Annotated in this window: 14 protein-coding genes; 4 read left to right on the top strand and 10 right to left on the bottom strand. The window is 65.2% G+C overall.

What is annotated here, in order from left to right; all coding sequences use genetic code 11:
• Window positions 1–58: 58 nt before the first annotated feature.
• Window positions 59–367: a DUF2798 domain-containing protein gene (locus O9320_03380; protein MCZ8309869.1), complete on the bottom strand. Its 309-nt coding sequence runs from the start codon at window positions 365–367 to the stop codon at window positions 59–61.
• A 158-nt stretch (window positions 368–525) separates the two neighbouring features.
• On the opposite strand from O9320_03380, the gene O9320_03375 reads away from it, so the two are divergent.
• From O9320_03375 to O9320_03360, 4 genes are read left to right on the top strand one after another with little or no spacing between them, the layout of a single operon-like run.
• On the top strand, window positions 526–1,236 hold the full coding sequence (locus O9320_03375; protein ID MCZ8309868.1) for a helix-turn-helix domain containing protein: 711 nt from the start codon (window positions 526–528) through the stop codon (window positions 1,234–1,236).
• Window positions 1,233–2,135 (top strand): S-methyl-5'-thioadenosine phosphorylase, encoded by a 903-nt coding sequence (locus O9320_03370; protein ID MCZ8309867.1) that lies wholly within the window; start codon window positions 1,233–1,235, stop codon window positions 2,133–2,135. Before O9320_03375 ends, O9320_03370 begins: the two co-directional genes overlap by 4 nt.
• A gap of 6 nt (window positions 2,136–2,141) precedes the next feature.
• Complete coding sequence (locus O9320_03365) at window positions 2,142–4,190, top strand: bifunctional aldolase/short-chain dehydrogenase (protein MCZ8309866.1); 2,049 nt, start codon at window positions 2,142–2,144, stop codon at window positions 4,188–4,190.
• Between the two features lie 8 nt (window positions 4,191–4,198).
• A complete protein-coding gene (locus O9320_03360; protein MCZ8309865.1) occupies window positions 4,199–5,053 on the top strand; it encodes a VOC family protein in 855 nt (284 codons plus the stop codon).
• 51 nt (window positions 5,054–5,104) lie between these two features.
• Here the strand turns inward: O9320_03360 and O9320_03355 are convergent, their stop codons facing one another.
• From O9320_03355 to proC, 9 genes are all read right to left on the bottom strand, one after another.
• Window positions 5,105–5,779: a dienelactone hydrolase family protein gene (locus O9320_03355; protein ID MCZ8309864.1), complete on the bottom strand. Its 675-nt coding sequence runs from the start codon at window positions 5,777–5,779 to the stop codon at window positions 5,105–5,107.
• Window positions 5,780–5,857: 78 nt separating this feature from the next.
• Window positions 5,858–6,481, bottom strand: a complete 624-nt coding sequence (locus O9320_03350; protein ID MCZ8309863.1) for a hypothetical protein — start codon at window positions 6,479–6,481, stop codon at window positions 5,858–5,860.
• A gap of 3 nt (window positions 6,482–6,484) precedes the next feature.
• Window positions 6,485–7,693 (bottom strand): M48 family metalloprotease, encoded by a 1,209-nt coding sequence (locus O9320_03345; protein ID MCZ8309862.1) that lies wholly within the window; start codon window positions 7,691–7,693, stop codon window positions 6,485–6,487.
• Complete coding sequence (locus O9320_03340) at window positions 7,690–8,391, bottom strand: hypothetical protein (protein MCZ8309861.1); 702 nt, start codon at window positions 8,389–8,391, stop codon at window positions 7,690–7,692. The genes O9320_03345 and O9320_03340 overlap by 4 nt, the downstream gene beginning before the upstream one ends.
• Before the next feature lie 126 nt (window positions 8,392–8,517).
• Window positions 8,518–9,618 carry a redox-regulated ATPase YchF gene (gene ychF, locus O9320_03335; GenBank protein ID MCZ8309860.1) on the bottom strand — a complete coding sequence of 367 codons (1,101 nt, stop codon included), beginning with the start codon at window positions 9,616–9,618 and terminating at the stop codon, window positions 8,518–8,520.
• Window positions 9,619–9,630: 12 nt separating this feature from the next.
• Window positions 9,631–10,215: an aminoacyl-tRNA hydrolase gene (gene pth / locus O9320_03330; protein MCZ8309859.1), complete on the bottom strand. Its 585-nt coding sequence runs from the start codon at window positions 10,213–10,215 to the stop codon at window positions 9,631–9,633.
• A gap of 36 nt (window positions 10,216–10,251) precedes the next feature.
• A complete protein-coding gene (locus tag O9320_03325) occupies window positions 10,252–10,968 on the bottom strand; it encodes a 50S ribosomal protein L25/general stress protein Ctc (GenBank protein ID MCZ8309858.1) in 717 nt (238 codons plus the stop codon).
• A gap of 81 nt (window positions 10,969–11,049) precedes the next feature.
• Window positions 11,050–11,982 carry a ribose-phosphate pyrophosphokinase gene (locus O9320_03320; protein ID MCZ8309857.1) on the bottom strand — a complete coding sequence of 311 codons (933 nt, stop codon included), beginning with the start codon at window positions 11,980–11,982 and terminating at the stop codon, window positions 11,050–11,052.
• Window positions 11,983–12,132: 150 nt separating this feature from the next.
• Window positions 12,133–12,933, bottom strand: a complete 801-nt coding sequence (gene proC / locus O9320_03315) for a pyrroline-5-carboxylate reductase (protein MCZ8309856.1) — start codon at window positions 12,931–12,933, stop codon at window positions 12,133–12,135.
• Between the last annotated feature and the right edge of the window lies 1 nt (window position 12,934).

The raw sequence follows: 12,934 nt of genomic DNA, 5'->3' as shown, positions 1-12,934 counted from the left end.
ATCCATCGGCTTTGCCGACGCAAGAAAATACTTAGCACTCTTGCTAAGTGTCGTGCGCTTAACCCGGCGGCGGTTCGACGAGGCGCCCGACCAGTTTGCGCACGAGCGGCAGGATTACGAGTACGCACGGGAACGCCACGACGAAGCTCGTCGCCCAAGCAGCTGCGATGCGCCACACGATGTCGTCGGCGAAGCCCACGGCCTTCACGGTCGCGATCGACGACACGATCAGCGTCATGAACCCCGCCAGGAAAAACGGCACCAGCACGGTCTGCGCGCGGTTGGGCAGGCGCCAGCTTCGGGTCGGGGCGGTTTGGGGCGGGCTGCTGTCGGTCATGCGCCAGAGATAGAGCAGAATTCGCGCCATTGAATCCGGAAAGGCGTCGCGCAAAGCGGGCTTGCAAAAAGCGCGCAGCTGTGTTAGGATTATTATCCGTAAACTCTGCTTTGGAGCGTAAAATGGAAAATATACGAGATGATCACGAGCGTCAAACTAATTCGCTTAATGTTCCGGAAGGTGCCGGCTTGCGCAGCGCCGCAATCGGTCTGCCGGAACCGGATTTTAGCGAAACGGCCCCGCGGGATCCGCCAAACGGGCCCTCGGCGGAAGCCGCCCACCGCCGTCTGCGGCGGGGTCCGCGTCGGCGCATCGATTGGGGCGAGGCGGCTTCCCTGCTTGCCGACGGCGTGCCGACCATCGAGGTTGCCCGCTTCGTCGGCTGCTCGCGCCAGCATATTTGGCGCATTCTGCGCTCGTCGAACGCGATGCGCGTGCGCCTGGGCGAGGAACGCGCGCGCATTGCCGCCGAATGCGGGGCGCAGGTCGAGGCTTTGCGCCGGCCGATCGCCATGCTGCTCGAGCGCGAGGTCCTGAGCGGCAATGTGCGCGTGGCGATGTGGCTCGCCGACCGGCTGGGGCTTGCAGCCCACGGTCTGCCGGGCCGCAAACTTCCTCCAATGCCGCCCGAGATGAATCTCGATCCCGTCGATCCGAGCGCCCCCTATTTCGACGAAGCGCTCGATCCGCCCGCCGAAGTGCCGTCGGAAACCAATGTTACGCAAACGCGCGCCGAGGCGACATTGGAGAAGAATCAAGCGGATAAACCGGCGACGGTCGCGTTTGGCAACGCATCGTCGCCTATTTCCAAACCGCCCAAATCGGCTAAAAGGAACGCCGCTTCACCGTCCAAACCCGCCATGCCACCCCCACCCGAATCCGGAGCCCGCACGCGATGAGCACCCATCCTTCTCCCGGCACGCCGCCCAAGCTGGGCGTCATCGGCGGTTCGGGCGTCTACGACATTCCGGGGCTTGCGAATATCCGCTGGCAGGCGTTCGAGACGCCGTGGGGCAAGCCGTCCGACGAGCTCATGTTCGGCGAGCTCGACGGCCAGCCGATCGTGTTTTTGCCGCGCCACGGGCGCGGCCACAAAACCGCACCCAGCGATCTCAATTTCCGCGCCAATATCTCCGCGCTGAAACAGGCGGGGGTCACGGAAATCGTGTCGGTTTCGGCGGTGGGCTCGCTCAAAGCCGAATTGCCGCCGGGCCATTTTGTCATCATCGACCAGTTCATCGACCGCACGTTTGCGCGCCAGAAAAGCTTTTTCGGCACGGGGCTCGTGGCGCACGTGTCGATGGCGCATCCGGTGTGCTCGCGCCTCGGCGACCATCTCGAGGCGGCAGCCAAAACCATCGGCCTGCCGCACACGCGCGGCGGCACCTACATGGTCATGGAAGGCCCGCAATTTTCGTCGAAGGCCGAAAGCGAGCTCTATCGCAGCTGGGGCTGTTCGGTGATCGGCATGACGAACATGCCCGAAGCCAAACTCGCGCGCGAAGCCGAGCTTTGCTACGCCACCGTCGCGATGGTCACCGACTACGATTGCTGGCATCCCGACCACGACCACGTCACGGTCGATGCGGTCATCAAAGTGCTGCTCGAAAACGCCGACAAGGCGCGCGCGTTGGTGAAGGCCGTCGCCCCGCGCCTCACGAGCCGCACCGATGCCTGCCATGCGGGCTGCCACACCTCGCTCGAAGCCGCCCTCATCACGGGGCCGGCCCACCGCGATCCCGCCATGGTCGAAAAGCTCGCCGTTGTGGCGGGCCGCGTTCTCAAGAAGCAGGGCTGAGCGCACATGAAAAACCTCTACAGCCAAGCCGATGCCAATGCCGCCATCGCCAAATACGGTGCGCAAGGCTGGAACGAAGACATTGCGCTGAAGACCTACACCACGCGCCTGATCGGTCAGGTGCCGGAGCTGGTGCTGCATGGCGGCGGCAACAGTTCGGTCAAAACGCGCCTCAAAGACACGCTCGGCGAGGAAGTCGACGTGCTGTGCGTGAAGGGCTCGGGCTGGGACATGGGTTCGATCGAGCCGCCGGGCCTGCCGGCCGTGCGCCTCGAGCCGTTGCGCAAACTCACCAAGCTCGACCGCCTCACCGACGAAGACATGGTCAATTTCCAGCGCCTCAATCTGCTGGATTCCAACGCGCCGAACCCGTCGGTCGAAACCCTGTTCCATGCGTTCCTGCCCGCGAAATTCATCGACCACACGCATGCCAATGCCGTGCTCGGCGTGTCGGACCATGCCAACGGCATGGATCTGCTGCGCGAGGTCTATGGCGATCGCGCACCTATCGTCGATTACGTTATGCCGGGCTTCGATCTTGCCAAGCGCGCGGGCGAAGTGGCGGCCGCACACCCCAAGGCGGACGGGCTGGTGCTGCACAAGCACGGCATCTTCGCGTGGGGGGCAACGGCGCAAGAGTCCTACGACCGCATGATCGAGCTTGTGAGCCTTGCCGAAGCAAGGCTTGCCAAAGCGGGCCGCAAGGTTTTCGCCGCAAGCCCACTGCCGGCGAAGCTTGCCAGTGCGGCCGAAATAGCACCGCTCATTCGCGGCGTTCTGGCGTTGCCGTCGGGCGAAGGGCGCTTCAAGCGGTTCGTGCTCGATCTGCGCAAGAGCCCGGCCGTGATGAATTTCGTCAACGGTGCCGAGGTGCAGCGCTATGCGCGTTCGGGCGTCATCACGCCCGATCATGTGATCCGCACCAAGGGCAAGCCGATGGTCGTCGCGGCCCCCGTGGCGGGCGAACTCGACGCGTTTGCGAGCAATCTGCGCGCCGAGCGGGCCGCCTACGATGCCGAATATCGCGCGTATTTCGAGACGCACAACGCGCGTGTGGGCGGCATTAAGAAGATCCTCGATACGAGCCCGCGCGTGGTGCTGGTCCCCGGTATTGGCGCTTTCTGCGCCGGTGCGACATCCAAAGACGCGAAGATCGCAGGCGATCTCATCGAGAATGCCGCCGCGACGATTGCGGATGCCGAAGCGCTCGGCCGCTTCGAAAGCGTGAGCGAGGCCGATCTGTTCGACGTCGAATATTGGTCGCTCGAACAGGCCAAGCTCGGCAAGGCGGCTGAAAAACGCCTGCAGCGCCATGTCGCACTCGTCACCGGCGGGGCGTCGGGCATCGGGCTTGCGAGTGCGGCGGCGTTTGCGGCCGAGGGCTGCGAGATCGTGATTCTCGACCGCGACGGGGCTTCGGCCCAAGCAGCTGCGCGCAAATTCGGCGGGCTTGGGTTGGCCTGCGACGTGACCCAGCCCGGCGACGTGCGTGCGGCGTTCGATGCGGCCGTGGCGCGCTTTGGCGGCGTGGACATCGTCGTGTCGAATGCCGGGGCCGCGTGGCAGGGCAAGATCGGCGAGGTCGACGAGAAGGTCCTGCGCGACAGTTTCGAGCTCAATTTCTTCGCGCACCAGCATGTGGCGCAGAACGCCGTGCGCGTGATGAAGGCGCAAGGAACGGGCGGAGCGTTGCTGTTCAACGTGTCGAAGCAGGCGGTCAATCCGGGCCCCGATTTCGGGCCCTACGGTCTGCCGAAGGCTTCGACGCTGTTCTTGCTGCGCCAATACGCGGTCGATTACGGCAGTCTCGGCATTCGCGCGAACGGCATCAATGCCGACCGCGTGCGCACCGGTTTGCTGACCGATGCGATGATCGCCAGCCGCTCGAAAGCGCGGGGCTTGAGCGAGCGCGACTACATGGGCGGCAATCTCCTGGGCCGCGAAGTGACGGCCGAAGACGTGGCACAGGCCTTCGTGTTCTTGGCGTTGGCCGAGAAGACGACGGGCGCCATCCTCACGGTCGATGGCGGCAACATCGCCGCAGCACTGCGCTAGGTGCCGCGGTGATCGGTCCCCTTCGCGGCATCGACCACGCGATCGTCGGTACGGACGATCTCGAGGCCGCGCGCGCATTGTGGCAGAGCCTGGGCTTCGTCGTGAGCCCGCGCGGTCGCCACAAAGGCTGGGGGACCGGCAATTACTGCGTCATGTTCGCACACGACTATGTCGAGCTGCTGGGCCAGATCGATCCGGCCGGTTTCGACAATGGTTTGGCTGCGATGCTCAGCGCGGATGGGCCGGGGCTGCTCGGCCTCGCCTGGGCCGCCGAAAAAGCGGGCGAAGCCGCCGATTGGCTGGGTGCGCGCGGGCTGCCCCATACGGTCAAGGATCTTTCGCGCTTCATCGAACTGCCAAGCGGCAATGTCGAGCCGCGTTTTGCGCTCGCGATGCCCGAGTTGCCCTATCCGGGCGGGCTCAAGCCGTTCGTGACCGAGCATCTCTCGCGTGAGCTTGTGTGGCGGCCGGAATGGTGCGCGCACCCGAACCAAGTCGTGGGCATCGAGAGCATCACCTGCGTGGTCGAATCGCCGCTTGCCCTGCAAGAGCCGTTCGAAGCGATTTTCGGACTCGGCTCGGCCGTTGCGACCGACGACACGCTTGCCGTGCGCTGCGGGCGCGGCGGCGGATTTTTGATGTTCGTGACCGCCGCCGACATGACCTTCATGCACCCGGCCGTCGCCCCGGACGAGCCCGTGCGCCAAGGTTATGCGGGCCTCACCTTGCGCACGGCCGATCTCGACAAATGTGCCGCCGCCCTCAAGGCCGGCGGCATCGAATTCGAGCGCGATCGCGGGGCGGGCCTCCATGTGCCGCCTGAGCTTGCGGGCGGTGTGGCCATCGCCTTTTCGAAAGCCTAGGAGAACGCGATGGCCCTCGGCAAACGCATGCCAGGCATTGCAACCAAAGGTTCAGCCGGCGTAGCGGCGCAGGAACTCGCGCGTGCGTTCGCGCGCTTTGTCGGACGAAGCTTTGTCGTAGCTGCCGCGCGCGTCGCACGAAAAACCGTGCCCGGCCGGATACACGAACAGGTCGGTGTCGGGCTGCATGCGGCCGATCTTGTCGACGTCCGACATCGGGATCGAGGCGTCCGTCTCGCCGAAATGGAACAAGACCGGGCAGCGCGGATTTTCCTGCGCGTGTTCCGCGACCCCGCCGCCATAGTAGCTGATCGCGGCGTTGATGCCGGTCACGCGCGTGGCCGCAAGCCAGGCGAGCGTGCCGCCCCAGCAATAGCCGATCACCGCCACTTTGATGCAGCCCGCACGCTGCAGCGCCGCCGCTGCCGCCGCGATGTCGTTGAGGGCTTTGGGATAGGGCACTTTGCCGCGCACTTCGCGGCCCTTGGCGATGTCGTCTTCGGTGTAGCCAAGCTCGATGCCGGGGGTCACGCGGTCGAACAAAGCCGGGCACAAAGCCAGATAGCCGTCGTAGCCGAATCCGTCGGTGACTTTGCGCATATGGTCGTTGACGCCGAAAATCTCCTGCACGATCACGAGGCCCGCGCGCGGCTTGCCCGGCGGATCGGCGCGCCATGCCTGGAAGCGGTGGCCGTCGGTGGCGGTCAGTTCGATCGGATGGCCCATCCATACCCTCGTGCGAAGCGGAAAAACTCCGCGAACTATGGGGGTTGGCCCCCGAGTCGGGCAAGGGGCAGGGGGGCTTCAGGCCTTTTTTGCCCGAATTCGGACCGATTCCATCACGGCTTCGACCGTCGGGCGCAAAGCCTCGAAATAGTGGGTTTCGACGGCATGGAACAGCACGAGGTAGAGCTGACGGTCGACCTCGACCGCCACGCCAAGCGCTTTGCGGTCGCTTTCGAGCGGGCTGTCGGCCCCGGTTCCGAAGGTGAATTCGAAGCGTACCGCCTCGCGCCCGTCGATATGCGTCGTCTCGATCTTCGTGGTTTCGAAATCGCTGGCCTTCGCGGCAGAGCCGAGCGTGCCTTGCACCAAAGTCACGATGTCACCAGGCGCCATGCCAGGGCGGAATTTGGGCAACTGCTCGGCCGCTTTGCCACTCACATCGAGGAGCGGTTTGCCGTCCGCAATGCCGGCCGCGATCACGAGCGCGTCGAGCAACGGGCCATTGCGCGTCCAGCTTTCGTCCCAAGCCGCGCGCGGCCCGGCGACCTGGCGGTTCCATTGGCTGTCGAGCTGGACGGCGATTTTGCCGTGGACGTCGTAGCTGCCTGGCCCGATCGCCGCGTAGTGCTGGCAGGCGGCCACGGCCAGAGCAAGGCCGACAAAGGCGAGAACGCGAAGGAAGCGGCGAAGTCTCACGGTCATGCTCTATCCTGCAAGGCTGCGTCGGACAAGATCGCGGTCGGGCGCGTTGGGCGCGCGGCGGAGATATTCGGTCAGCAGTTCGCGCGCCTCCGCCTCCTGCCCCAGCTTGCGGCGCAAGAGGCCGTAGCCGCGCCAGGCATTCGCGGGGGTATTCGTATCGCGAATGGCGGCGTCGAGTGCCGCCGCCGCCGCTTCGTCGTCGCCCGTCTTGGCGCGCAAGCGCAGCGCTTCGCCTTTGGCGTAGAGGGCAAGGCCGTCGCCCGGAAACTCGGCAAGCCAGCGGTCGCCGATGACGATCGTGCTCGCATGCACGCCCGTGCGTATCTGCTCTTCGAAGATGTATTCGCGTATCTCGGAAATGCCGTCGCGATAGCGCGCCGCGTGCGCCTCGCCGGGCGGAAGCTCGCCCGCGCGGCGGCGCAAATGCTCGGTGCGCTCCTCGTCGGACGGGTGGGTCGAAAACAGCAGACTTTGGCTGCGCGGAAGGCCGCGCGCCTCGAACTCGGTCGTGATGTTTTCCCAGTTTCGCGCCGCTTCGATTGGCGAAAGCCCGTGCTCGGCCAGCAGGCGAATGCCGATCTCGTCCGATTCGCGCTCGTTTTCCCGGTTGTAGCCGAAGCTGCTCGCTGTCAGCAGCACGTTGTTGATGTCGGCAAGCTGGGGCGCTCCGGCGGCCCCCAGCACCATCGCAAGCGCTTGCCCGAGGTCGGCATTCCTGCGCCGCACATTGTGCCCCTCGCGGCCGTGCGCGCGCGTGTAGTGGCCGATCTCGTGCCCCAGCACGGCCGCCATCTGCGATTCGTTCGTGCAGCGCACGAGCAGGCCGGTCCATACCTGCATCATGCCGTTGGGGGCTTGGGTCGCGTTGAAATCGGGCACGCGTACGATGTAAGTGCGGATGTCGGAAGCGAATTCGCCGGCCATGCGCTGCACGATGCCGCCGACATAGGCGTTCACCTTGGCCTCGCGCACGCGATAGCGCGAGGCCTGGAGGCGCCGTTCCATGCCTTCAAAGGTCTCGCGCATGCCCGCATCCGGATCGGCATCGGTGCCGTGGCGCTGGCCTGGCTGGTTGCGCGGCGAAAGGTCGCTTTGGCCGCCGATGCCTGCGTCGAGGCGCGGTCTGCCCGGATCGGTCGGCGTGCAGGCGAGCAGGCCGCCCGCACTGCAGGTGCAAAGGCCGCCCAGAAACATGCGCCGCGTCAGGTTCATTCGGGCAGACCGGCCAGCAAAACCTCGACGGTTTCGATCGCCGCTTCGTGCGTGCGCAGATCGCCCGCCGCGCGCAGCAGCCGGTTGAACCAGACGACCTGGCCCGTCTGCAGATCGACGAGCGAAGCGAAGCCCGTCTGCGCGCCGCCTTGTATCGCCACGCCGAACACGGCAGCCGCGATCGCCTGCGCCATGACGCGCCCCGCCGACGAATACGAGTCGCGCACATGAATGAAAAGAGCATAGTTCGCCGTCGACCCCTGGCCCAGCGCACGCGCGTCGGTGCCCAAGGTCCAGTCGAAGCCGCTGGCCTTGGTCGGCAGCTTGGCCGGCCCTTCGTATTGGTGGCTCATGATCGACTGGCCGACCGCCGCGTGCACCCGCAACAGCTTTGCGGTCGCCTCGTCGGGCTCTTGGGTTTCGCCGAAGACGGCCGAGATGGACTTTTTCTGCAAAGCCGACCGCAGATTGGCGTTCAGATGCTCGCGTGCGGCGAGCGTCCAGTCGCGCCGCGTCGTCGGATAGCCGCCGAAGGAAAGCTCCGACAATTCGGCATCGACGGGCAAAACCAGAATGACGGCGTCTTTGCCGCCCTTGAATGCGGTGAAATCCTCGGCCCGGCGATTGTTCGCCGCACACGCACCGAGTGCAAGCGCGCACAGAATGAGGAGCAGACGGGCCGGGGAAACCACTTGCATGCTGCTTATTTTTCGCACGGGTGCAGTTGTTCCGACAGAACATCCTGCAGTCGTGCGAAAGCTGTCAAGTGCCCTTCGTCACAGGCGGCGAAGTTTTTTTCGGCCTCCGGTCGGAGGTTGTGGATATTAGACGTTGAATCTAAAAAGGAATACGTCGCCGTCGTTGGCCGTGTAGTCGCGGCCTTCAGTGCGGGCCTTGCCGGCCTCTTTGGCCCCCGCTTCGCCGCCCAGCGCCACGTAATCGGCATAGGCGATGGTTTCGGCCGCGATGAAGCCGCGTTCGAAATCGCTGTGGATCGCACCCGCCGCTTCGGGCGCTTTGGCGCCCGCGCGCACGGTCCAAGCGCGCGCTTCCTTGGGCCCCACCGTGAAGAAGGTGAGCAGGCCCAACAGGCCGTAGCCCGCGCGGATCACGCGCGTCAGGCCGGTCTCCGACAGGCCGAGCGTGGCCAGAAACTCCTGGCGTTCTTCGGCACTGGCCAGCTGCGAGATCTCGGCTTCGATCGCGGCCGAAATTACCACGCTCGAAGCCCCCTGGCGGGCCGCCATCTCGGCCACTTTGGCCGACAGCGAATTGCCTTTGTCGGCACTTTCCTCTTCGACATTGCACACATAGAGCACAGGCTTGGCCGTCAGCAGCTGCAGCTGGCGCAAGGTCTCGCGCTGTTCGGCCGAGGGCACGAAGGTGCGGGCGGGCTTTCCCGCACGCAGGGCTTCGAGTACGGGCTCGATGATCTCGATCTGGGCTTTGGATTCTTTGTCGCCGCCTTTGGCTTTTTTCTGCAGATTGGGCAGGCGCTTTTCGAGGCTGTCCATGTCGGCCAGCATCAATTCGGTTTCGACAGTCTCGGCATCGCGGATCGGGTCGATCGAGCCTTCAACGTGCACGATGTCGCCGTTCTCGAAGCAGCGCAGCACGTGGGCGATCGCGTCCACTTCGCGGATATGGCCGAGGAACTGGTTGCCGAGGCCTTCGCCCTTGGACGCCCCGCGCACGAGGCCCGCAATATCCACGAACTCAAGCTGCGTGGGCACCACGCGCTGCGACTTGCCGAGCGAAGCGAGTTTGTCGAGGCGCGCATCGGGCACGGGCACGCGGCCCACATTGGGCTCGATCGTGCAGAACGGATAGTTCGCCGCCGCCGCCGCTGCCGTCGCCGTCAGCGCGTTGAACAGGGTCGATTTGCCGACATTCGGCAGGCCCACGATTCCGCAGCGAAAACCCATATTCCTGTTCCTTCAAACCGGTTTGAGCGGCGCCGTCAGGCGCGCCACTTTGTTGAGAAACCCAGCCTCGTTGCCGTCGAGCAGCATGGAAGCACTGTCAGCGATCGCGGCCAGCAGCGGCTCGAGCCACAAGCGGTCGCCCTTGCCGAAATCGTGCAGCACATAGTCCGACACCAGCGCCTTGTCGCCCGGATGGCCGATGCCGATGCGCAGGCGCCGATAATCCTTGGTGCCGAGATGGGCGTCGATCGAACGCAGACCGTTGTGCCCGCCATGGCCGCCGCCGGACTTGGTGCGGATTTTGGCGGGCGGCAGGTCGAGTTCGTCGTGCACCACCACAATCGAGTTCGGCACGATCTTCAGAAACCGGCTTGCCTCGCCGACCGAGCGGCCGGAATCGTTCATGTAGGTGAGCGGCTTCAGCGCCACGGTGCGGTGGCCTGCAATGTCGCCCTCGGCCGTGATGCCGCCCAGGCGCTTTTTCCAGGGGCCGAAATGCCAGCGTGCCGCGACGGCATCGAGGGCATGGAAACCGACATTGTGGCGGTTGTTCGCGTATTCGGGGCCCGGATTGCCAAGCCCGACAAGGAGCTTCATGGTCCGGGCCCCGAATTTTCGCGAAACGTCGCTGGCTTACTTCTTGGCAGCAGGCTTGGCGGCCGCAGCGGCGGGTGCCGCCTTGGCGTCGCCGGCCTTCGCTCCGGCGGCAGCGGCGGGTGCCGCCTTGCCGTCGGCCGCAGGGGCTGCGGCTGCCGCAACGGTCTCGGTCTTCTCTTCGACCTTCGACACGCTGGGGGCACGCAAGGCCACGACCGTGAAGTTGCGCGCGATGGTGGGCTTCACGCCCTCGGGCAACTTGATCGCTTCGATGTGGATCGAATCGCCGATGTCGAGACCGGCCATGTCGATCACGATGCGCGAGGGAATGTTGCCCGGCATCGCCCACACTTCGATCGCGTGGCGCACGAGATTGACCACGCCGCCGCGCTTCACGCCCGGCGACTTTTCCAGGTTCTCGAGCTTGACCGGCACTTCGACGCGCACGCGCGTGGTTTCGCCCACGCGCTGGAAGTCGACATGTTCGGGCTTGTCGTTCACCGGGTGGAACTGAATGTCGCGCGGCAGAACGCGGTGCGCTTTGCCGTCGACCTCGACGTCGTAAAGACGGGTGAAGAACCCGGCCTTGGACGCTTCGCGCATGATGTCGCGCGGATCGAGCGAGATCATCACAGGGGCTGTTTTGTCGCCGTAGATGACGGCCGGAACACGGCCCTCACGACGGACGGCGCGGGCGGCCCCTTTCCCAGCCCGCTCTCTCGCGGTGGCCGCGAGTTTGATTGCAGTCGACATACTCTACTCTCCTCTACCAGGGTTCCGACGCCGGCCTCCAGGGGTGCCGCAACGTCGGTCGTCGTCGGTTTCGCGGCTGCTCTAGTCGAACAGGCTCGAAACCGAACGTTCTTCGCTGATGCGTTTCATCGCCTCGGCCAGCAAGGGCGCGATCGGCACCTGGCGGATGTTCGCGGCCGCCTTCACGGCCTCGGTCGCCAGGATGGAATCGGTCAGCACGAGTTCTTTGAGGGGCGACGCCGTCACGCGCGCAACGGCCGCACCCGAAAGCACCCCGTGCACCACGTAGGCCCACACTTCTTTGGCACCCTCGTCCATCAGCGCCACGGCCGCATTGCACAGCGTACCGGCACTGTCGACGATATCGTCCACCAGCACGCAGGTGCGGCCTTTGACGTCGCCGATGATGTTCATGACTTCCGAAACGCCCGCACGTTCGCGGCGCTTGTCGATGATCGCAAGATCGGCCTCGACGCGCTTGGCGATCGCGCGCGCGCGAACGACACCGCCGACGTCCGGGCTCACCATCACAACGTCCGCACCCTTGAAGCGGTCGCGCATGTCTTTGACGAAAGTGGGTGCGGTGAACAGATTGTCGAGCGGAATGTCGAAGAAGCCTTGGATCTGGCCGGCGTGCAGATCGACCGTGACCACGCGGTCGGCACCGGCAGTCGTGATAAGATTTGCCACAAGCTTGGCCGAGATCGGCGTGCGCGGACCCGATTTGCGGTCCTGGCGCGCGTAGCCGTAATACGGCAGCACGGCCGTGATGCGGCGCGCCGAGCCGCGGCGCAACGCGTCGATCGAAACGAGCAATTCCATCAGATGGTCGTTGGCCGGGAAGCTCGTCGACTGCACGACGAAGACGTCTTCGCCGCGCACGTTTTCGAGAATCTCGACGAACACTTCTTGGTCCGCGAAGCGCCGGATATTCGCCTTGGTCAGCGGAATATCGAGATATTCGGCGACGGCTTCGGCCAGGACCCGGTTGGAATTGCAGGCGAGAATTTTCATCGTGCCGATCCGTCGCGCGCAAGGTCGCGCAAAGTCTTGATAGCGATGCCAAAAACGACAAGCCCGCGCGGGTCGAAAACACCGTCCAGCGCGAGCGGCCGGGAAAATAACAGCGTCGCCCTGGTCTGTCTATGGCTCGTGGAGCCGCCTCTAACTGGCGAGTTCGCGGGCGCGTTTGGCGGCGGCGGCAACGGCACGCTCGAGGAGCGGGCCGAATCCGTCTGTCGCCATCAGCACGGCCAAAGCGGCCGCCGTCGTACCGTTGGGCGAGGTCACGTTTTTGCGCAATTGTTCTGCCGATTCAGGGGCTTGGTGCAGCAACTCGCCGGCCCCTGCGACCGTCGCACGGGCCAAGCGTTGGGCCAAATCGGCGGGCAAACCGGCTTTTGCGCCGGCATCCGCCAATGCCTCGGCCAGCAAAAACACATAGGCCGGGCCCGAGCCCGAGACGGCCGTCACGGCATCGATCAGGGCTTCGCTCGCCACCCATTCGACCGCACCCACGCTGCGCAGCAGCCGGTCGGCAAGCGCACGCTGGTCGGGCGAAACGGCCGGGCTTGCGTAAGCGCCCGAAATGCCGCGCCCGACGGACGCCGGCGTATTCGGCATCGCGCGCACGATCGCGATGCCGGAACCCAAATGACGCTCGAACGTCGCGATCGTGGTTCCCGCTGCGATCGACACGAACAGCGCACGCGCAAAACGCCGATAGGCTGGTGCGACGTCGTTCATCACCTGCGGCTTGGTCGCGAAAACGACGACGTCCGGCACGAAGTCGGCCGGAATGGCGGCATGATCGGCGACATGGCGCACGTGCGCATGGGCGGCTGCAGGGGCGGGGCCAGGCTCGACCGCCACAAAGGGCCCAAGGCCCGCATCGGCAAGCCAGCCTTGCAGCATGGCCCCGCCCATTTTGCCGCAGCCGACGAGAAGGATCTTGGGATCGGTCATC

The sequence above is a fragment of the Magnetospirillum sp. genome (assembly GCA_027532905.1).
In the GTDB taxonomy this organism is placed as follows: domain Bacteria; phylum Pseudomonadota; class Alphaproteobacteria; order CACIAM-22H2; family CACIAM-22H2; genus Tagaea.
The sequence above is the reverse complement of the archived record's forward strand: the minus strand, read 5'-3'. Positions and strand labels throughout refer to the sequence as shown.

Excerpts from the sequence above, each read along its gene's own strand:
- O9320_03325 (MCZ8309858.1), bottom strand. The coding sequence starts at position 10,968 with ATGTCGACTGCAATCAAACTCGCGGCCACCGCGAGAGAGCGGGCTGGG.
- O9320_03340 (MCZ8309861.1), bottom strand. The coding sequence starts at position 8,391 with ATGCAAGTGGTTTCCCCGGCCCGTCTGCTCCTCATTCTGTGCGCGCTT.
- pth (MCZ8309859.1), bottom strand. The coding sequence starts at position 10,215 with ATGAAGCTCCTTGTCGGGCTTGGCAATCCGGGCCCCGAATACGCGAAC.
- O9320_03350 (MCZ8309863.1), bottom strand. The coding sequence starts at position 6,481 with ATGACCGTGAGACTTCGCCGCTTCCTTCGCGTTCTCGCCTTTGTCGGC.
- O9320_03370 (MCZ8309867.1), top strand. The coding sequence starts at position 1,233 with ATGAGCACCCATCCTTCTCCCGGCACGCCGCCCAAGCTGGGCGTCATC.
- proC (MCZ8309856.1), bottom strand. The coding sequence starts at position 12,933 with ATGACCGATCCCAAGATCCTTCTCGTCGGCTGCGGCAAAATGGGCGGG.
- O9320_03345 (MCZ8309862.1), bottom strand. The coding sequence starts at position 7,693 with ATGAACCTGACGCGGCGCATGTTTCTGGGCGGCCTTTGCACCTGCAGT.
- O9320_03355 (MCZ8309864.1), bottom strand. The coding sequence starts at position 5,779 with ATGGGCCATCCGATCGAACTGACCGCCACCGACGGCCACCGCTTCCAG.
- O9320_03320 (MCZ8309857.1), bottom strand. The coding sequence starts at position 11,982 with ATGAAAATTCTCGCCTGCAATTCCAACCGGGTCCTGGCCGAAGCCGTC.
- ychF (MCZ8309860.1), bottom strand. The coding sequence starts at position 9,618 with ATGGGTTTTCGCTGCGGAATCGTGGGCCTGCCGAATGTCGGCAAATCG.
- O9320_03365 (MCZ8309866.1), top strand. The coding sequence starts at position 2,142 with ATGAAAAACCTCTACAGCCAAGCCGATGCCAATGCCGCCATCGCCAAA.
- O9320_03380 (MCZ8309869.1), bottom strand. The coding sequence starts at position 367 with ATGGCGCGAATTCTGCTCTATCTCTGGCGCATGACCGACAGCAGCCCG.